Origin of the sequence: Hymenobacter cyanobacteriorum, assembly GCF_022631375.1 — a bacterium.
GTDB lineage: Bacteria > Bacteroidota > Bacteroidia > Cytophagales > Hymenobacteraceae > Hymenobacter > Hymenobacter cyanobacteriorum.
In genome coordinates this window covers 349621-369386 of sequence record NZ_JALBGC010000005.1, presented here as the reverse complement: position 1 = coordinate 369386, position 19766 = coordinate 349621, and the positions used below count along the sequence as shown (strand labels likewise).

Genomic DNA, 19766 nt, shown 5'->3' with positions numbered 1-19766 from the left:
GGCATGCATTCCTTTATTCATTCATTGATAGCACCTGTTAAATCCGTTTCTCCTTTCTTACGTGCAGAACTTTATCTATGGTTTGAAATTTTTGAAGATTTGGCTTATAAAATTTCGGTTTTTGCATCGGCCATTTCAGCGAAGGCCCTGCACGCCACGGCTGGGTCGTTTAGCCGCTACTTTTGTGGCCCGCTCCGGCGTATTATTCTCTCTTACTTTTTTCGGGCCCTTTGCAGGAATGGCCCCGTGACTTTATGGCTACAGTAGCTATCAACCTTGCCACCGGCAGCCTCCAGCAGGAAGAAATTATTGTGGGTATCGATTTGGGCACCACCAACAGTCTGGTGGCCTACGTGCACCCCGAAACCCGCCAGCCGGCCGCCATCAACGACCTGGGCCGGGGCACCATCGTGCCCTCGGTGGTGCACTTCCCGGCCGACGGGGCCGCGCCGGTAGTCGGCAACGAGGCCCGCGAGTTTCTGCTCACCGACCCGGCCCGTACCATTTACTCGGTGAAGCGCCTGCTGGGCAAGAGCTACCGCGACCTGGGCACGCACGCCAGTCAATTGGGTTATAAGGTAATTGACGATAACACCGAAGGCCTGGTGAAAATCCGGGTCGAAGACCGGTTCTACTCCCCCATCGAGCTGTCGGCCGACATCCTGCGCGAACTGCGCGCCCGCGCCGAGCACGCCCTGAAAACGCCCGTGAACCGCGCCGTTATCACGGTGCCGGCCTACTTCAACGATTCGCAGCGCCAGGCCACCCGCGATGCCGGCCGCTTGGCCGGGCTGGAGGTACTGCGCATCGTGAACGAGCCCACCGCCGCCGCCCTGGCCTACGGCATCGGCCTGAGCCCCGACGAGGAGAAAACCGTAGCCGTGTACGACCTCGGCGGCGGCACCTTCGACATCAGCATTCTGCGCATTCAGCAGGGCATTTTTGAGGTACTGAGCACCAACGGCGACACCTACCTGGGCGGCGATGACCTCGACCGCGCCGTGGTGGACCACTGGACGGCCACCTTCGGCCTGCCGGAAAGTTTTCACACCAACCCGCACTTGCAACAGCAGCTGCGTCTGGCCGCCGAAATGGCCAAGAAATATCTCAGCCAGCACGACGATTTTACGACCCACCTCACCGACGAAGCCGGGCAGAACACGACCGTGACGCTGACGCGTGCGCAATTCGACGACCTCATCCGGCCGCTGGTGGCGCGCACCATAGCCGCCTGCCGCCAAGCTGTGGACGACGCCAAGCTGACGGACCCGCTCGATGCGGTGCTACTGGTGGGAGGCTCGACGCGCGTGCCGCTGGTGTATGACGAAGTGTCGAAATTCTTCGGGCAACCGGCCAACAACTCGCTGAACCCGGATGAGGTGGTAGCGCTGGGCGCCGCCATTCAGGCGGATATTCTGGCCGGCAACCGGCGCGACGTGCTGTTGCTCGACGTGACGCCGCTCACGCTGGGCATCGAAACGCTGGGCGGGCTGATGGACCCCATTATTCCGCGCAACTCAAAGATTCCGACCAAGGCGGGCCGCCAGTACACCACCAGCGTGGATGGCCAGGTGAACCTGAAGATTGCCGTGTACCAGGGCGAGCGCGACCTCGTGAGCCAGAACCGCAAGCTGGGCGAGTTCACGCTCACCGGCTTGCCCGCCATGCCGGCGGGCCTGCCCAAAGTCGATGTCAACTTCCTGCTGAACGCCGATGGCATTCTGAAAGTGGAGGCCATTGAGTTGCGCTCGAACACCCGCCAGCAGGTCGAAATCAAGCCCCAGTACGGCCTCACCGACGACCAGGTGGAGCAGATGCTGATGGATTCGCTCCTGAATGCCAAGGACGATGTGGCCGCGCGTCTGCTCATTGAGGCCCGCACCGCTGCCGAGCAGCTGCTGTATCAGGTCGACGGCTTTACGCGCAAAAATCGCCAGCACCTCACGCCCGAGGAACTGGCCGCCACCGAGGTTCAGGTTGCCACGGTGCGCACCGCCCTGGCTGGCTCCGACCGCGACCCTATCCTAAAAGCCATGGACGAGCTCGATGAGCTGACCCGTCCTTACGCCGAGCGCGTGATGAACATTTCTATTCAGCAGGCCATGGCTGGCAAGAAAATTAGTTAGGCCTATCATTCCGGCTCAGAAGAAATCTGAGAACCACGCTTTCGGGTTTAGCCAGATACCTCCTGCCTCGGACTAACAGCTTTTAACGGACTGAATTTGCGCCGGCTTTGGGCGCTACCCGGCGCGCGGTGCGCCCTAGCCCAAACCCCAGCACGCCCCGTGCCGCCGTATCCCGAAACGTGACTTCGAACAGCACCGAGGGCTGCGGCAGGGCCGAATCGGCGGCGAAAGCAAAGCTGTAAAAGAGCCGGGAGGCGCCGCCATCGCCCAAGCGCACGCCAAGTTTGTAAAGCTCCAGAGGCGCAGCGCGGCGGCCTGCTCTCCACAAGGGTCGGGCCGCGGTTTCGAAAGCGGCCGGGCTTACTGCCCGGCGTACTTCCGGAGCCAGCCGGGCATAGGCCGTGGCGTATTCGGCCCGCAATACCGCCCGCAAAAACTGCCCCGCTACCTGCCCTTGGCTGTATCGGGGCGCAACCGATGGCCGTTGGCTGCGGGCTGGGCTTTGGGCGAGCAGCCCGGCGGCCAACAGCGCGACCAGCCCCCCAAAGGCCCGCCTGGCGGTGCGCGGCAAACCTAGAATACGGGTAGTAGCCATGCCTAAAAGTAAGCGGGGACGGCGAGTTGGGCCGAAAGCCCTCCTCGCCGCCCCCGCGGACTGGTGCCGTAGCAGCCGGCCGGAGCCAGTTGCTGGGGTTAATTAATGAGTACCCGGCGCGTCACGCTCAGGCCCGAGCCGGTGAGGCGCAGCGTGTAGACACCGCTGGCTAGGCCTTGGGTGGCTACCTCGGTGCGGTTGGCACGGCCTGCGCTCAGCACCAGCGCCTGGGCCTGCACGCGCTGGCCCAGCGCGTTGTAGAGCTCCAGGGTGGCTGGGCCGGAGGGGCCGGAGCCATTAAGCCGCACCAGCAGCGGCTGGCCGTTGGCTACGGGGTTGGGAGCCACGGCAATGGTGTAGCCGGCCGTTTCGTCGCGGGTGGCGGTGGCTTGCGTCACGGTCAGGCGCAAAGATGCCATGTTGTTGGCTTCGTTGGTTTCGGCCACGGCGTTGGCGGGGTCGGCCATGAACAACACGAAGTAGCTGCCGGGAGTGGTGTTGGCCGGCACGCGGGCCGTGAGCAGACGGTTGGCCGTCAGGTTGAGGCCCAGCGCACCGCCGGGGCTGGTGCCCAGCAGCACGTCGTTGGCGCTCAGTACTTGGTCGGTGGAGAGGTAGAAGCCCACGGCCGAAGCGCTGGCCGCGCCGCCGCCCTGGTTGGCGACCGTAGCCGTCAGGCTCACATTGTTGCCAGCGGGCACGGTCGAGGGCGAAGCACCAATCTGGGTCAGCAGCAAGTCGGGCTGCGGCGCGCTCACGCAGCTAACGGTGGCCACAAAGCCGGCCGCATTCACGTAGCCGTCGCTGCTGAATACGACCGTGAGGGCTCCGGCCGCATTGGTTGCCGTGAGGGGCAGGGGCAGTTGGCTGGTTTGGTAATAGCCGGAGTACGTTGCCAGCAGGGGCGCGTTGGCGTTGGTGCCATCGTAAATGCTCACGAAATCGTAGCCCGACTCGGTGTCGAAGGCGGTGAAAGCCAGCTGCACCATAGCACCGGTGGTGGCGGGTAGCAGCGTGAGCATGCCGCTGGAGTTATCGGCGTAGTTGCTCAGGCCGCCGTTGTCGTAAACCGAAGTCGAGCACGAAGTAACGGTCGCCACCCCGCTCAAGGGCACCACGTTGCCACTAAAGGGCGGGTTCACGGTGAGCGGCTGGCTGATGACGTTGTTGGTTTCGTTGGTTTCGGCCACGGCATTGGTGGGGTCGGCCACGAAAAGCACGTAGTAGCTGCCCGCTGCCGTGCCGGTGGGCACCACTAGCGTGCCAGTGCGCGAAGCCATTTGGCCCGAGCCCAATGCCCCTCCCACTACGGTCGTCAGCAGCACGTCGCTGGCATCGAGGGTCTGGTCGCTTGAAAGGTAAAAGCCAAGCGTGCTGCTGGGAGCCGTTGTGGTGCCGCTGTTCAGAATAGCGCAGCTGGCCTGAATGCCGAAACCCGGCGTGGCGTTGGTGGCAAACAGCTGCGGTTGCTGCGGTATCAGGTCGACGCCGGGAGCCAGCAGCAGCAGCGGTGTGCTGCTCACGTTATTGGTTTCGTTGCTTTCGGCCACCGTATTGGTGGGGTCGGCTACAAATAGAATGTAGTAGTTGCCCGCCGCCGTGCCCGCCGGAATGGTGAGGTTGTTGTAGCGCGACAGGTAGCCTCCTCCGGCGAGCGCAACGCCCGGCGAGTTCAGGAGCAGCACGTCGCTGGCATCGAATGTCTGGTTGGTCGAAAGATAGTAGCCGATGTCGCTGCTGCTGGCCGTGCTGTTGCCCAGGTTCTGGATGTAGCAGCTTACCCCCACGCTATTGCCCGCCGCGCTCACGCTGGGCGACACGTAAGGCTGCGACGTGATTAAATCGACCACCGGCGCCACAATCTGCAGCGGGTAGCTGCTCACGTTGTTGGCTTCGTTGCTTTCGGCCACCGCATTGGTGGGGTCGGCCACAAAGAGAATGTAGTAGCTGCCCACGGCCGTGCCGGCCGGAATGGTGAGGTTGTTGTAACGCGACTGGTAGCCGCCCGCGCCGAGCGCCGCGCCGGGCGAGTTCAGCAGCAGCACGTCGCTGGCATCGAGGACCGCGTTGGTCGAGAGGTAGTAGCCGATGTTGCTGCTGCTGGCCGTGCTGTTGCCCAGGTTTTGCACATACCCACTGGCGCTGACAATCCCGAGGGGCGCACTCACGTTGGGCGATACGTAAGGTTGCGACGTGATTAAATCGACCACCGGTGCTACAATTTGCAGCGCCGCGCTGGCTACGTTATTGGTTTCGTTGCTCTCAGCCACCACATTGGTGGGGTCGGCTACGAAGAGCACAAAATAATTGCCCAGCGCCGTGCCGGCCGGAATGGTGAGCGTGTTGTAGCGCGACAGGTAGCCGCCCGCGCCAATCGCCCCGCCGGGCGAGTTCAGGAGTAGCACGTCGCTGGCATCGAGGACTGTGTTGGTCGAGAGATAGTAACCAATGTTACTGCTGCTGGCGACGCTATTGCCCTGGTTGTTAATCGCGCAACTAATATTGATGGTGCTATTTGGCACGCTCACGCTGGGCGACAGGTAGGGCTGGGTGATGAGCAGGTCGATGGAGGGTGCCACTACCTGCAACGGCATGGCCGTCACGTTGTTGGTTTCGTTGGTTTCGACCAGCTGGTTCAGGTGGTCGGCCACGAACAGCACGTAGTAGTTGCCCAGCGCCGTGCCCGTCGGCACGGTGAGCGTAGCGTAGCGCGTGGTGTAGCTGCCGCCGTACACGGTGCCCGTGTTGCTGGTCAGCAGCACGTCGCTGGCGTCGAGCGTTTGGTTGGTTGAGAGGTAGTAGCCCAGCGTGGCCGGCGATGCCAGCGAATTGCCCTGGTTGTAGAGCGAACTGCTGGCCTGCGTGCTGCCCCCTGCCGGCACCGACGTGGGCGACAGATACACGCTGGTGTTGGTGAGGTCGATGGTGGCGGCCATGACGGTGAGCGCCAGGCTGCGCACGTTGTTGGTTTCGTTCACTTCGGCCACGGCATTGGCCGGGTCGGCCACAAACAGCACGTAGTAGTTGCCCGGGGCCGTGCCCACCGGAATCACGGGGTTGACGTAGCGCGAGCTGTACTGGTAGGCCGGCAGCGAGAATCCCGTCGTGGTGCTCAGCAGCACATCGCTGGCATCGAAGGAGGTATTCGTCGAGAGATAGAAGCCCACGGTGCTGCTGGCGGCCGTCACGTTGCCCTGGTTCAGAATGGTGCAGCTGGCCTGCACCGAGTTGCCGGCCACGGTGCTCGTGGGGTATAGCTGCTCCTGCTGAATGACAAGGTCGATACCGGGCGGGTTCACCGTGAAGCTCACGGCCATCACGTTGTTGGCTTCGTTGCTCTCGGGCACCTGGTTTTGGTAATCGGCCACAAACAGGATGTAGTAAGTGCCCGGAGCCAGGCCGCTGGGCACGGCCGCCGTGCCGTAGCGCTGCGAAGGGTAGCTCACATACAGCTGGGCCCCGTACTGCGAGGTCAGCAGCTGGTCGGCGGCATCAAGCGTCGCATCGTTCGAGAGGTAAAAACCCACGCTGCTGCTCGGGGCCACCGCGTTGCCCTGGTTGCTGATGTAGCAGCTCATGTTCAGCGCCGTGCCCGGGGCTGGGTTAGTGGGCGAGATGCTGGGCTGCTGAATGACGAGGTCGATGCTGGGCGCGGCAACTGTGAAGCTAACCGCCGACACGTTGTTGGTTTCGTTGCTTTCGGATACCTGGTTGAGGTAGTCGGCCACAAACAGCACGTAGTAGCTGCCTGCCGCCGTACCAACCGGTATGGTCAGGTTGGTGTAGTGGCTCGACGACTGCCCCACGCTGATGGCGTAGCCGTAGGTGTTGCCCAGCTGCACGTCGCTGGCATCAAGCGTCTGGTTGGTCGAGAGGTAGTAGCCCATGCTGCTGCTGCTGGCCGTGGCGCCCGACAGGTTGTATACCGAGCCGCTGGCGTAGGTAGCGTTGCCGGCCAGCACGCTCGTAAGCGAAAGCTGCGCGCTCTGCACCGTCAGGTCGGCTTGGGCCTGCGGGGGTATTGTCGTCACGCAGCCAATGGTGGCGGCAAAGCCGTCGTACTGCGCCACGCCGTCCGAAGTGAGGCGTACCGTGAGCGCCCCCGAGGCCGTAGTGCCGTAAAGCGTGCCCGGCTGGCTATACGAGTCGTAGCTCCCAATCAACGGGGCGGCAGTGCTCGTGCCGTCGTACACGTATAAATGGTCGTAGTACGACTCCACCACCACGTTATTAAACTGCAGCCGCACTTTGCTGCCGGCAGTTCCCGGCATGATGGTCGTGATGCCGTCGGCATTGGCCGAGTAAGGCCCGTTGGGGCCGCCATTGTCGTAGAGCGTGCCCGAACAGGTGGTGATGGTGGTGCTGCCAACCTGGGGCAGCTGGTAGGTTTGCGCGCGTAGTGCCCGCGGGGCGGCCAGTACTACCAGCAACAGCAGCAGCCAGCCCGTCGCCAGTTGCCGGGGAGACCGCAACTGACCCAAAAAGTAGTTTTGCTTCATAAAAACGAGGAATAAGGGTGCGGGAAGAAATCAGGAACAAGTAGGTAATGCGCAGGCTGCACGGCTCCGCCTGCCTCTGGAGCGGCGGCGTGCGCAGTTGTTATTCGGTGGTGGCGGGCACCAGCACGAACACGTCCTCGCCGGGGCGCTTCATGAGGTATTTCTCGCGGGCAAATTTTTCGAGCAGCGCCGGCGAACTCATCAGTTCGGCGCGGTCCTTTTTCACCACCTCAATGTTGTCGAGGTAGTACTGCTTCTCGTTGCGCAGGTCCTGCCACTTGCGGTAGATGTCGATTTGCTTGCCCACGTCGTTGGCATCGAACACGAGCATCCAGACGAGGAAGCCCACGCCGGTCAGAAAATAAAAGCTGCGCACTACGCGCAGCACCGGCATCACAAAAGGAGGTAGATTCATCGGGCTAAAGATAATGCGAAACGGCCAATTCCGCACGCGCAGAATTGGCCGTTTCCGGAGGTAACTACGTGAGTGCTTACATCTTTTTGCCGGGGAAGTAGGCTACTTCGCCCAGCTCTTCCTCGATGCGCAGCAGCTGGTTGTACTTGGCCATCCGGTCGGAGCGCGAAGCCGAGCCGGTTTTAATCTGGCCGGTGTTCAGGGCCACGGCCAGGTCGGCGATGGTGCTGTCCTCCGTCTCGCCCGAGCGGTGGCTCATCACCGATTTGTAGCCGTTGCGGCGGCCCAGGTTCACGGCGTTGATGGTTTCCGTCAGCGTGCCAATCTGGTTCACCTTGATGAGGATGGCGTTGGCGATGCCTTCGTCGATGCCGCGCTGCAGGCGGTCCACGTTGGTCACGAACAGGTCGTCGCCCACCAGCTGGGTTTGCTTGCCCACGCGCTCGGTCAGGCTCTTCCAGCCGCTCCAGTCGTCCTCATCCATGCCGTCTTCGAGGCTGATGATGGGGTATTTCTTCATCCAGTCGGCCCAGTAGTCCACCATCTGCGACGACGTCAGCTTGTCGCCGGTGCTCTTCTTGAAGTGGTAAACGCCGTCTTCGTAGAACTCCGACACGGCCGCATCCATGGCAATGAACACGTCTTCGCCCGGGCGGTAACCGGCCGTTTCGATGGCCTGCAACACAATCTTAATGGCGTCCTCGTTCGACTTGATGTTTGGCGCAAAGCCGCCCTCGTCGCCCACGTTGGTGCTGAAGCCCTGCTTCTTGAGCACGTTTTTCAGGTGGTGGAAAATCTCAGTGCCCCAACGCAGCGCTTCCGAAAACGAAGACGCGCCCGTGGGCATAATCATGAACTCCTGGAAGTCAATCGAGTTGTCGGCGTGCGAGCCGCCGTTCAGGATGTTCATCATGGGCACGGGCAGCGTGCTGGCCCCTACCCCACCCACGTAGCGGTAGAGCGGCATGCCGGCATCCTGGGCGGCGGCGCGGGCGGCGGCCAGGCTCACACCCAGAATGGCGTTGGCGCCGAGGTTGGCCTTGTTGGGCGTGCCGTCCATTTCCAGCATAATTTTGTCGAGCAGGGCCTGCTCGTACACCGAGAAACCCACCAGCTCTTCGGCAATTTTGCTGTTCACGTTCTCCACGGCCTGCAGCACGCCCTTGCCCATGTACATGGACTTGTCGTCGTCGCGCAGCTCCACGGCCTCGTGCTTGCCGGTGCTGGCGCCCGAGGGCACGGCGGCGCGGCCCACCACGCCCGAGTCGAGCGTGACGTCTACTTCAACGGTCGGATTACCGCGCGAATCAAAAATCTGGCGAGCGTGAATTTGCGAAATGAAGCTCATAGCGTTTCGGTTTTAATCAGTTGAATGAGCCACAAACCTACGCGAAGCAGGGCGGATTTGCGGCCTTTGGCTGGCAATTTTACCGCGGCTTTGGGGGCAATCGTGTGCGCGCGGCGGCCGTAGCGGCTACCGCACGGCGGCGGCCGGCGTGGGCGCGTCGCCGGCTTTGCCGAGGTCGCGCGGGGCGTAGCCGTAGGGGTTTTCGGGGTCCTTACCGGCCCGCCACAGCACCCAGATGCCGATAAAAATCAGCGGAATGCTCAGCAGCTGGCCCTGGTTGAACAGGTGGCCGTTTTCAAAATCAACCTGGTTTTCTTTCAGGAACTCGCCCAAAAACCGCTGCGTGAACAGCAGCACCACAAACAGCCCGAACAGCTGCCCGCGCGGCGTGCGCTCCTTGGTGCGGTTCCACATCGAATAGAGCAGCGCGAGCAGGAAAATGCAGAACAGCGCCTCGTAAATCTGGGTGGGGTGGCGCGGCACGGCTACCTGCGTATCGGCCGTTACGGGGCCGTTCACGGGCTGGGCCAGCACGGTAGGCTCGCCGGGGGTTGCGGGGTTGGCCACGCGCTGCACGGCGTAGGAGCCAGCCGGCACGGGCTGGTTGGGGGCAAACCGCTTCAGGTGCTCGCCATCGCGTGGGAACACGAAGGCCCACGGCACATTCGTGGGCTTGCCCACAATCTCGGAGTTCATCAAATTGCCGGTGCGGATGCAGGCGCCGCCCAGCGCCACCACAATCACAATCCGGTCTAGCACCCAGAGGTAATCGAACTTGTTGTTGCGGGCAAACAGCCAGCAGGCGAACAAAATACCAATGGTGGCGCCGTGGCTGGCCAGCCCGCCCTGCCAGATTTTGAACACCACCATGGGGTCGGCTTTCAGCGCTTCGAAATCATAAAAGAGCATGTGGCCCAGCCGCGCGCCCACGATGGTGCCGATGAGCATGTAAATCGTAATCACGTCAACCCACTGCGGCGACACCCGCTCGGAGCGGTAGATGTGCGTGAGCACGAACGTGCCCACCACGAAGGGCAGCATGAAAAACAACCCGTACCAGCGCAGCGTGACCGGCCCCAAATGGGCAATAATGGGGTTGACGTTCCAGAAAACAGCGGCGAGGATGGGGTGCATGCGGGCGAAAATGAAATAGAGGGTCAAAGGTACTCAGCCCCCGGCTTGGCACCGGGCGGTAAAAAATAGGTTGAACACGTCAGCGGCAAAGGCCCGGTCAGCGCGAGGCGGGCGCGGTGGCTGCCGCTGGAGCCGCCGCCGAAGCGAAAGCCGCGTTGTCGCCGCTCAGGGCCAGCACCAGCGCGCCCAGCAGCACGGCGTAGGCGGGCCGGCGCACCCAGCCCGGCAGCCAGGGGCGGCTGGCTTCGGCGGCGAGCCGGGCCTGCACGCGGCCGTAGAAAAACGGCCGGGGCTGCGCCGACGGCTGCGTGCGCAGCTGGTTAAGCAGTGCCTCCCACTCTGAGTCGGCATCGGGGCGCATATCGAAATCAGACATGGCGAAAAGACGGTTTAACGTGTTTGCGAAGGGTTTGCCGGGCGCGAAACAGCAGGGATTCGACGGCGGCTACGGTAGTATCGAGCACGGCCGCAATCTGCTCGTAGCTCAGCTCCTGCTCGTGGCGCAGGGTGAAAGCGACTTGCTGCTGCTCGGGCAGCCGGGCAATATGGGCCAGCAGTAGCTGCAACTGCTGCTGGCCCTCTAGCAGCGCCTGCGGGTGAGCGTGGTCGGGCGGCTCGTGCAATGCCTTGTTATCGAACCCCAGCAGGCTGGTGAGGAAAGCGAAGCGCTTTTTGGCCCGCGCCCGGCGGCAATTCTTCAGCGCCCGCGAAGTGGCCAGGCGGTACAGCCAGGTGCTCAGCGACGCCTCGCCCCGAAACCGGGCTATGGTCTGGTAAACTTCCACAAACACCTCCTGGGCCACGTCTTCCGCTTCTTCAGGGTTGCGGAGCAGCGAATACGCGGTGCGGTAAACCTGCCCCTGGTAGCGGTCGACCAAGGTGCGAAACGCGGCTTCACTCCCGCCCTGCAGTTGTGCTACTAAGTCGGCATCCGCATCGACAGCCAGCGTCGGCACTTGGGCACAAGCCGGCGAATCAGATGTTAACGGCAGCAAAACGGTGGAAGTCACAGGAGCCAAACTGAACAGTAGGAATAAGGTCGTTGCAGCTTCCGCAACGGCTCAGCGCCGCTTCTGAAACAGTTGCACAGTGTTAGGACCAATCGGCGCGGGAAACTTGCGCCAACTTCCGCACAATTCAGCATTAAAGCCCCCAAAGCCGGTCATTCCTCTCGATGCTGATGCCAGCGGCTTGAAACAGCGCATGCGCTACAGCGCCGCCAGCTCCTCAGAAAATCCGCCGCTCAGAATCGGAAACCGCAGCCAGGAGCGCGGGTCCACGTTATAGTCGTCGAGGTGGAAGCTGGGGGCGTACCGCTCGCGCTTCCACTGGTTGCGGCTCCAGAGGCTGTAGAAGCGGCGCACGAAGGCTTTGAGTTGCTCGTGGTCGAAGCTGGTTTCCTCGCCTTCGAGCGCGGCCAGCACTTGGCGCGGACTCAGGCGGTTGTAGAACGCCAGCCGCTCGATGCGGTTGAGCAGGGCGTAGGGCATCAGGTCGCGTTCGTCGGTTTGCTTGTCGGCCAGCGGGCGCAGCTCGGCGGTGGGCTGCAGGGCGTTCACGTGGCGCAGGGCGGGGTAGCCCAGCTCGGTTTCGGCCCAGCGCAGCCACTTTTTTACGAAGTCCTTGTCGACGCCCGCAATGGGCGAGATGCTGCCGGCCGTGTCGCCGTCCATCGTGCAGTAGCCCACGCTGGCCTCCGAGCGGTTGGAAGTGGTAATGAGAAGGCAGTTCAGCACATTGGCCAGCATCCAGATGCCGGGGGCCCGCACCCGCGCCTGAATGTTTTGCAGGGCCAGGTCGTCGGTCTGCCAGCTCAGCTCCCGCCCCAGCGCGTGCTGGATTTTGCCCACGTAGCCCGTTACTTCCTCATCAATTTCCCAGTTGTGAAACCGCGCGCCAATGCTGTCGGCCAGCTCTTTGGCCGAGTTGAAGGTGTCGTCAGAAGAATTGACGGTGCCCTGATAAGCGCAGGTCAGCAGCTGCTGCACCAATTCCTGGTTTTCAGTTAAAAGTTGAGTGTTAAAAGTTAAAAGCTCCTGCGGCGCGGGAATATCTTCAACTTTTAACTCTTCACTTTTAACTTTTAACTCTCCAAAGCAGCCGCTACGGCGTTTGAATTCCTCCAGACCAAGCTCGGCTACGCCCAAACGCACCATTTCGGCCACGCCCACCGCGCAGAAGCACGAGTCGGCCCCGCCGCTCAGGCTCAGTACGAAGCCGCGGCTGCGGGCCTTGCGCAGGTAGTCGAACAGGCCCAGGCTCATGGCCTGGTTCAGCTCCTTGTACTCATCGGGCGCGGGCAGCGGCACGATTTCGGCCGCCGGTTCGAGCTTGGTCGCGAAGTCTACGTCCACCCATTCCAAATCCACTTCCTTGAAACTCAGCAGCTGGTTGCGCTTCAGCAAATGCCCATTGCGGGCCACCAGAATTTCGCCGTCGAAGATGATACGGCCGGCTTCATTGCCTAGCAGGTTGGCATAGAGGTAAGTGCAATCGAACGTGCGCGAAGCCTTCATAACCAGTTGGTAGCGCACGTCGGTTTTGCTCATGGCAAAGTGGCTGGCCGAGGGGTTCACAATCAAATCCACGCGGCCCATCAGGCGGCAGGCGGGGCGCACGTTGTCGGCCCGCCAGGCATCCTCGCAAATTTCGAAGCCGAACCGCACGCCCTGGTGTTCAAAAATGAGGTCGCCCAGCGGCCACGTCTCCCCGGCCCAGCTCACGGTGCCCGTTTCGCCCGCTACCCAGGGCGCGAAGAAGCGCGCCTCATAATGCACGCCATCGTTAGCCAGAAACTGCTTGGCCGCGAAGCCCAGAATCTGACCGTCGCGCAGTACGGCTGCCGTGTTATAGGTCCGGCCCGGCAGGCGCACCGGCAGCCCCACCACCACGCAAATACCTTGCGTCCAGGCCCGCACCTGCTGCAGGTGGGCCAGCGCCGCCTCGGGCATCCAGTCGCTCAGGAACAGGTCTTCGCAACCGTAGCCGGTCAGGCACAGCTCGGGCAGGCACAGCAGCTCCACACCGGCTGCCTTGGCCTGCTCGATGGCCGTCTGAATGTTCCGCAGGTTGTTTTCCCAATCAATGGGAATCTGGTTGAGGGCGGCTCCGGCAATACGCATAGCAGTCAGTTAGCAATGAACAATGAGTAATGAACAATTTCGCGCCGGGAATGATGGGTCAGCCGCCCAAAAGGTCCGGCCACTCGCGCATTTTGGCTTTATGCCGCCTCACCGCCACAGCCGAAGCATTTCTTTGATTCGGGGTGGCGGGTATGGCCCGCCAGCGTCCGGCAAAGTAAGCGCACCGGCCACTAGCGGCTGATTTCAGCCAGCAGCCAGGCGCGGGTTTTCAGGCCGGCCTGCTGCTCTACAACGGCCAGCAGCTCGTCGGTGCTGCGCACGTGGCGAGCGGCCACGGTAGCCAGCAGCCGCACAAATTGCTCAGTGCCCAGGCGCGTGTGCAGCGCCGCCAGCACCGCCGTGCCCTTGTTGTACACCACCCGCCGATACATGGGCCGAGGGTGCTTCCGGTAATCGAATCCGCGAATGGGCGGTGCATTGCCCACCGTGGCGGCCCGCTTGGCCAGTTCGGCCTGGTAGCCGTCCTCGTCGCCGGATTCGCGCAGGTATAATAGGCTTGAGTACGTGGCAAACGCTTCGTTCAGCCAGTCGTTATAGTCGTGCACCGAGCCGTAGCCCCACCACTTGTGGCTGATTTCGTGCGCCAGAATCAGCAGCGCCTCCCGGTCGGCGGCCACATCGAAATCGGTGTAGGTAATCACCGTGGCGTTTTCAAGCATCCCAAACGCGTCGGCATTGGTACCGGGCAGCAGAATGGTGAAATGCGTAATCGGGTCCTGCTGCCCGATGCTCCGGTTGTAGTAGGCAATAATGCTTTCGGCCTTGCGCAGCAGCACCGTGTCCGTACGCGCCAGCGCCGGCCCTGCCTTCACCACCCGAATCCCCGGGGCTCCGGCCGAAGCCAGCTGCTGAAACTGCCGGGCCACCAGCGCCGTGATTTCGATGGCCCCGGCGCGGCCCCGGAAAAGCCAGCGCCCCGCCCGCTGCTCCACCGCTGCCGAGTTGCTTTCTACCTGGTAGCCTTCCGGCGCCTGCACTTCCAGCACGTAGTTCACCTCCTCATACTCGCGGTAGGGCCGAAAGGGCAGCCAGCCGGAGTGGCCGCTAAAAACCATTACCTGCTCATTAAACAGGCGCCCTTCCGGCGTGCCCGAGTACGTCAGGCTCACCGTGCGCGCCCGTCCGCTAAAACGTGCCACCACCTGTTGCAGCGTATCGCCGAAATAGGGATAATAAACCCGCGTCGCGCGCGGCGTTGCATTCCCCGAACTGAGCAGGTTCTCAATCCGCAGCTGCCGGCCCAGGTTCAGGGCCAGAGTGGTGGCCGTGTCGTCGGCGGCCAGGGTAATGGTGTAACGACAAACGAAGGAATGCGTAGCCGGAATCGCGCGCATTTGCACGCTGACGGTAGGCACAGCCCCCGCCGATACGGCCAGCCCCAGCAGGCCCGCTAGCAACAACAGATACTTCATGCAGGAGCACGCTCGCGGGTAAGGCGAAGGCGGAAAGAATGGTGGAAAGGGAAAGAAAGCCGAAGCTACGCCACGCCCAACTCCGTCAGGGCCCGCTCGGCGGCCAGCTGTTCCGCTTGCTTCTTACTCAGGCCCATGCCGGTGGCCACCACTTCCTCGTCCAGCAGCACCGAGGCCGTAAACTCCATCATGCCGCCCGGCCGGGCTTCGCCCGTGATGTCGTAGCGCAGCACTTTGCCCTGGCGCTGGGCCCATTCCACCAGCTTGCTCTTGAAGTTGGCCGTGGTGGTGGTGAGCGTGTGCACGTCCACAAAACCCTTCACAAGGCGCGTGAGCACGAATTTGCGGGCCGCTTTGTAGCCCAAATCAAGGTACACCGCGCCCACCAGCGCCTCCAGCGCGTTGCCATTCACCGAGCGCGAGCGGGCGGCGCGGCCTTGCGCGGCATCCAGCTGCACCAGCTTGTCAAGGCCCAGTTTCAGGGCAATGCCATTCAGGCTTTCGCGGTTCACGATACGCGAACGCACCTCCGTCAGGAAGCCTTCCTGCTCGTAAGGGTATTTCTTGAACAGATACTCGGCCACCACTGTGCCCAACACTGCGTCGCCCAGAAACTCCAGCCGCTCGTTGGTCTGGTGCCGGCCCGCGCCCGGCAGCTGCCGCACCGCCGACGAGTGCGTGAACGCCAGCCGGTAGAGCCGGGAGTTTTTAGGCGTCTGGCCTGTCACGGTCGCCACCGCCTGCCGAAACGACTTATCGGAAGCAAAAAGCCGGGAAACGAAGCTGAACAAGGGAAGGAAGTAAAAGGTGGGAGTTATAATAGAAGAACGTCATGCAGAGCGTAGCGAAGCATCTCGCGTGCAATAGTAAATCCTTTCGATTGGATTACTACCCCGAGCGAGATGCTTCGCTACGCTCTGCATGACGTTCTTCTATTTTCTAGCGCAACTACAGCTTGCGGAAAATCACCGACGTGTTGTGCCCGCCGAAGCCAAACGTGTTGCTCATAGCCACGCGCACGTCGCGCTCCTGCGCCGTGTTGGGCGTGAAATTCAGCGCCTGGTTGATTTCCGGGTCAGGTGTGCTGAGGTTAATGGTGGGCGGCACCAAGCCGTTCTGCATCGCCATAATGCAGGCCACCGCCTCAATGCCGCCGGCACCGCCCAGCAGGTGGCCAGTCATGCTCTTGGTCGAGGAGATATTCAGCTTCTCGGCGTGCGCGCCGAATACTTTTTCGATGGCTTTGATTTCGGCCCCGTCGCCCAGCGGCGTGCTCGTGCCGTGGGTGTTGATGTAATCTACTTCCTCGGGCTGAATGCCAGCGTCGCGCAGGGCATTTTTCATTACCAGCACCACGCCTTCGCCGCTCGGGTCGGGCGCGGTGATGTGGTAGGCGTCCGACGACATGCCGCCGCCAATCAGCTCGCAGTAGATTTTGGCACCGCGCGCCTTGGCATGCTCGTACTCTTCGAGCACCAGCGCGCCGGCACCTTCGCCCAGCACGAAGCCGTCGCGGTCCTTGTCATATGGCCGCGAGGCCGAGGCCGGGTCGTCATTGCGCTCGCTCATGGCTTTAAGAGCGTTGAAGCCGCCCACGCCCGATTCAGTGATGGCCGCTTCGGAGCCGCCCGTCACCACCGCGTCGGCCAGGCCGAGGCGGATGTTGTTGAAGGCCGCAATGATGGCATCGTTCGACGAGGCGCAGGCCGACGTGGTCACGAAATTCGGGCCGCGGAAGCCGTTTTTAATGCTGATGTTGCCCGACGACGAGTCGGCAATCATGCGCGGGATGAAGAACGGCGAGTAGCGCGGCGTCCCGTCGCCCCGCTCAAACTGGAAGCATTCTTCCTGCAGCGATTTCAGGCCGCCGATGCCGGAACCCCAAATTACGCCCACCCGGTCCTTGTCGACGCCGCTCTCGAGCAGGCCCGAGTCGGCAATGGCCTCGTCGGAGGCAATGACCGCGAACTGCGTGAACAGGTCCATTTTGCGGTGCTCCTTGCGGTCGAAGTAGGTGTCGGGGTTATAATCCTTGACCTCGCAGGCAAAACGGGTTTTGAACTTGGTGGGGTCGAAGCGCGTGATGGTGGCGGCACCACTCGTGCCGGTGCGCAGGCCTTCCCAGTAAGCCGGGGCCGTATTGCCCAGCGGCGTGATGGCCCCAAGGCCGGTAACGACAACGCGTCGGATGGACGACATAAGCAGGCGCCAGGGGCGCGAAAGGTGAGGCGGGAATAAACAGCAAAACCGGCCGGCGGCTAGCCGGCCGGTATGCGCAGAATGGGGGAGTTATTCCGGGCGAAGCGGGAAAACGGACGAGTAAAATCGGCTCGAATAGCGCGCTTGGTCAAGAATAAGAAGAAACTATTTAGCGTGCTCTTCGAGGTAGCTGATGGCCTGGCCCACGGTACCGATGTTCTCGGCCTGGTCGTCGGGGATGCTCACGTTGAACTCCTTTTCGAACTCCATAATCAGCTCGACGGTATCCAGCGAGTCAGCACCCAGGTCGTTGGTGAAGCTTGCCTCGGGGGTAACCTCGGAGGCTTCAACGCCCAGTTTATCAATAATAATGGCCTTTACTTTTTCTGCGATTTCAGACATTTCCGTGGGGGTTTAGGGAAAACTACGGCGCAAAGTAACGAGAGAATTTTCATCTAACCCACGGCCGCGCTTTCGAATTGCGGGTACAACATTATGGCGGCGGCTCGTTGTGGGCCGTAGCTTTGCCCCCCGCCCGCTGGCAGATGCCTCCTTTCCTGCGGCCGCCCCATGAAGACTTTCACCCTGGATGTTGACTACGAGTGCGACTTCGCCCTGTTCGGGCTGGTGAGCAGCACCCGCGACTACACCCTGGCCTGGACGCTGAACCAGGCCCTGCGCCTGCGCTTCGTGAAACAGCCCGAGCTGCTACTCAATTTGCTCAGCCGCGGCCGGCTGGTGTTCACGCACTACCTCTACGCCACCGAAACGCTCACCTGCCGGCTGCTACGTAACCGCTCCATCGCGCCCTCCACGCTCAAAAAGCCCTTCCTGGCCCCCGACATCAAGGAATACGATTACCTGCTGGCCGTCACCAACGGCGCGGGCGCGCTGGCCGATGAGGAGCTTCTCCAGCGTCTTACGTCGCTCGATGCTGTGCAGTACGCCTGCCAGTTCGACCCGAATACGCTCAAGTATAAGGAGAACCTGCTGCTGTGATTGCAGGTGCAATTGCGAGAAATGAAAAGACCGTCATGCTGAGCGCAGCCGAAGCATCTCTACCGCTTCGCTGCAAGAGCATTGATTACGTTGTGCGGTAGAGATGCTTCGGCTGCGCTCAACATGACGGTCCGATAATTTTACAACCCTCCCCTACCAGCAAAAGGCCGGAAAAACGTTTGCAATCATCACCCCGGGAAAGTCGCATCGAAATCCATAGGCTTTTCGGTTTAATTGAACGACTTTTGCCCTTGCAGGCCTTCGCGTCGGCCGTAAATGGCGGCCCGAAACACCTGTAGCTATTCCGCCTGGCGCGTTGCGTCAGCATCCCCTCCCGGCTCGGGCGGGGCGTTTTTTTGTCCTGACATTTCTGTATTCCGCTTTGCATGGAAAACCTCCCCACGTTCAACAAAACCAAGATTGTGGCCACTGTTGGCCCCGCCTCCAATACCTACGAGCGCCTCGGCATTCTGATGCGCGAAGGCGTTGATGTGTTCCGCCTCAACTTCTCGCACGGCTCCTACGAAGACCATCTGTCGGTCATCAACACCGTGCGCCGCCTGAACAAGGACATGAAGACGTCGGTGGGCTTGTTGCAGGACTTGCAGGGCCCCAAAATTCGCCTCGGCGAAGTTGAAGGCGGCGGCGTGGAAATCAAGGCCGGCGACAAAATCAAGCTGGTGTGCGGCGAGAAAGAAATCAGCACCGCCACGCGCCTGAGCACGATTTACCTGGGCCTGGCCCGCGACGTGAAGGCCGGCGACATGATTCTGATTGACGACGGCAAAATTGAACTGAAAGTGCTGGCCACCGACCGCGACCACGAAGTAGACGTGGAGGTGGTATACGGCGGCCTCGTGAAGCCCCGCAAAGGCATCAACCTGCCCGACTCCGAAGTATCGGCCCCGAGCATGACCGAAAAGGACATCGAGGACCTGAAATTCGGCCTGGAGCACGACGTGGACTGGGTAGCCCTAAGCTTCGCCCGCAAGGCCGACGACATCCGCTTCATCAAGAACCTGATTGCCGAGAGCGGCAAGAACACCCGCGTCATCGCCAAAATTGAGACGCCCGACGGCCTGCGCAACATCGACGAAATCATTGCCCTCACCGATGCCGTGATGGTGGCCCGCGGCGACCTCGGCGTGGAGGTGAAGATGGAGGAAGTGCCGATGGCCCAAAAGATGATTATTGCCAAGTGCAACGCCGCTGGCAAGCCCGTCATTGTGGCGACGCAGATGATGGAGTCGATGATTACGGCTCCCCGCCCCACCCGCGCCGAAACCAGCGACGTGGCCAACGCCGTGCTCGACGGCGCCGATGCCGTGATGCTCTCGGCCGAAACCGCCGTGGGGGCCTACCCCGCCGAGGTTATCCGCTCGATGGTGGGCACGATTCTGAGCGTGGAAAGCCGCAGCCCGCAGCTGTTCCACAAGTGGTGGCCGGTCGACCCCAAAGGAGCCAACTTCATGGCCGACAGTGTGCTGTCAGCCTCGTGCCACCTGGCTAAGAACACGGGCGCGAAAGCCCTCACCGGCATGACGCACCGCGGCTACACGGCCTTCCAATTGGCCAAGTACCGCCCCAAAGCCAACATTTTCATCTTCACCAACAACCGCCCGCTGCTCACCGTGCTAAGCCTGGTGTGGGGTGTGCGCGCCTTCTACTACGACCGCCTCATCAGCACCGACAGCACCGTGGCCGACATCCGCTACGTGCTCACCACCACCGGCCACCTCGAAGCTGGCGACGTGTACATCACCACCGGCTCCATGCCCATTCAGGACCAGGGCAAAGCCAACATGGTGAAGGTGAGCATTGCCTAAAGCAGCCTGAGTTCAAGTCTTCTTTTTAAGCAAAAAGTCCCCGCAACATCTGTTGCAGGGACTTTTTTTG

At 61.8% G+C, this 19766-nt stretch carries 15 protein-coding genes; 3 read left to right on the top strand and 12 right to left on the bottom strand.

Annotated elements, in window-relative coordinates:
• Nucleotides 1–254: 254 nt before the first annotated feature.
• Complete coding sequence (gene hscA / locus MON38_RS19450; protein WP_241937827.1) at nucleotides 255–2126, top strand: Fe-S protein assembly chaperone HscA; 1872 nt, start codon at nucleotides 255–257, stop codon at nucleotides 2124–2126.
• 82 nt (nucleotides 2127–2208) lie between these two features.
• On the opposite strand, the gene MON38_RS19445 is transcribed toward hscA, so the two are convergent.
• The 12 genes from MON38_RS19445 to MON38_RS19390 all read right to left on the bottom strand — a co-directional run bounded on the left by MON38_RS19445 (nucleotide 2209) and on the right by MON38_RS19390 (nucleotide 17273).
• Complete coding sequence (locus MON38_RS19445; RefSeq protein WP_241937826.1) at nucleotides 2209–2721, bottom strand: hypothetical protein; 513 nt, start codon at nucleotides 2719–2721, stop codon at nucleotides 2209–2211.
• Nucleotides 2722–2819: 98 nt separating this feature from the next.
• Entirely contained in the window at nucleotides 2820–7220 is a 4401-nt protein-coding gene (locus tag MON38_RS19440) for a CARDB domain-containing protein (protein ID WP_241937825.1), read from the bottom strand.
• 100 nt (nucleotides 7221–7320) lie between these two features.
• Nucleotides 7321–7635, bottom strand: coding sequence for an FtsB family cell division protein (locus MON38_RS19435; protein ID WP_241937824.1), 315 nt, complete (start codon nucleotides 7633–7635; stop codon nucleotides 7321–7323).
• 76 nt (nucleotides 7636–7711) lie between these two features.
• Nucleotides 7712–8983, bottom strand: coding sequence for a phosphopyruvate hydratase (gene eno / locus MON38_RS19430; RefSeq protein ID WP_241937823.1), 1272 nt, complete (start codon nucleotides 8981–8983; stop codon nucleotides 7712–7714).
• Nucleotides 8984–9109: 126 nt separating this feature from the next.
• Complete coding sequence (lgt, locus tag MON38_RS19425; RefSeq protein WP_241937822.1) at nucleotides 9110–10117, bottom strand: prolipoprotein diacylglyceryl transferase; 1008 nt, start codon at nucleotides 10115–10117, stop codon at nucleotides 9110–9112.
• A 97-nt stretch (nucleotides 10118–10214) separates the two neighbouring features.
• Entirely contained in the window at nucleotides 10215–10493 is a 279-nt protein-coding gene (locus tag MON38_RS19420; RefSeq protein WP_241937821.1) for a hypothetical protein, read from the bottom strand.
• On the bottom strand, nucleotides 10486–11127 hold the full coding sequence (locus tag MON38_RS19415; RefSeq protein WP_241937820.1) for an RNA polymerase sigma factor: 642 nt from the start codon (nucleotides 11125–11127) through the stop codon (nucleotides 10486–10488). The genes MON38_RS19420 and MON38_RS19415 overlap by 8 nt, the downstream gene beginning before the upstream one ends.
• 198 nt (nucleotides 11128–11325) lie before the next feature.
• Entirely contained in the window at nucleotides 11326–13239 is a 1914-nt protein-coding gene (gene nadE, locus MON38_RS19410) for an NAD(+) synthase (protein ID WP_241937819.1), read from the bottom strand.
• Nucleotides 13240–13430: 191 nt separating this feature from the next.
• Nucleotides 13431–14672 carry a M1 family aminopeptidase gene (locus MON38_RS19405; RefSeq protein WP_241937818.1) on the bottom strand — a complete coding sequence of 414 codons (1242 nt, stop codon included), beginning with the start codon at nucleotides 14670–14672 and terminating at the stop codon, nucleotides 13431–13433.
• Between the two features lie 65 nt (nucleotides 14673–14737).
• The gene (gene rnc, locus MON38_RS19400; protein WP_241937817.1) at nucleotides 14738–15463 is read right to left on the bottom strand and encodes a ribonuclease III; all 726 of its coding nucleotides are present in this window, start codon (nucleotides 15461–15463) and stop codon (nucleotides 14738–14740) included.
• Nucleotides 15464–15620: 157 nt separating this feature from the next.
• On the bottom strand, nucleotides 15621–16871 hold the full coding sequence (gene fabF / locus MON38_RS19395; RefSeq protein WP_241937816.1) for a beta-ketoacyl-ACP synthase II: 1251 nt from the start codon (nucleotides 16869–16871) through the stop codon (nucleotides 15621–15623).
• Nucleotides 16872–17036: 165 nt separating this feature from the next.
• On the bottom strand, nucleotides 17037–17273 hold the full coding sequence (locus MON38_RS19390) for an acyl carrier protein (protein WP_019948606.1): 237 nt from the start codon (nucleotides 17271–17273) through the stop codon (nucleotides 17037–17039).
• A 168-nt stretch (nucleotides 17274–17441) separates the two neighbouring features.
• Here MON38_RS19390 and MON38_RS19385 point away from each other — a divergent pair, with 168 nt between their 5' ends.
• Nucleotides 17442–17870 (top strand): IPExxxVDY family protein, encoded by a 429-nt coding sequence (locus MON38_RS19385; protein WP_241937815.1) that lies wholly within the window; start codon nucleotides 17442–17444, stop codon nucleotides 17868–17870.
• A 386-nt stretch (nucleotides 17871–18256) separates the two neighbouring features.
• Complete coding sequence (gene pyk, locus MON38_RS19380; RefSeq protein WP_241937814.1) at nucleotides 18257–19696, top strand: pyruvate kinase; 1440 nt, start codon at nucleotides 18257–18259, stop codon at nucleotides 19694–19696.
• Nucleotides 19697–19766: the final 70 nt, after the last annotated feature.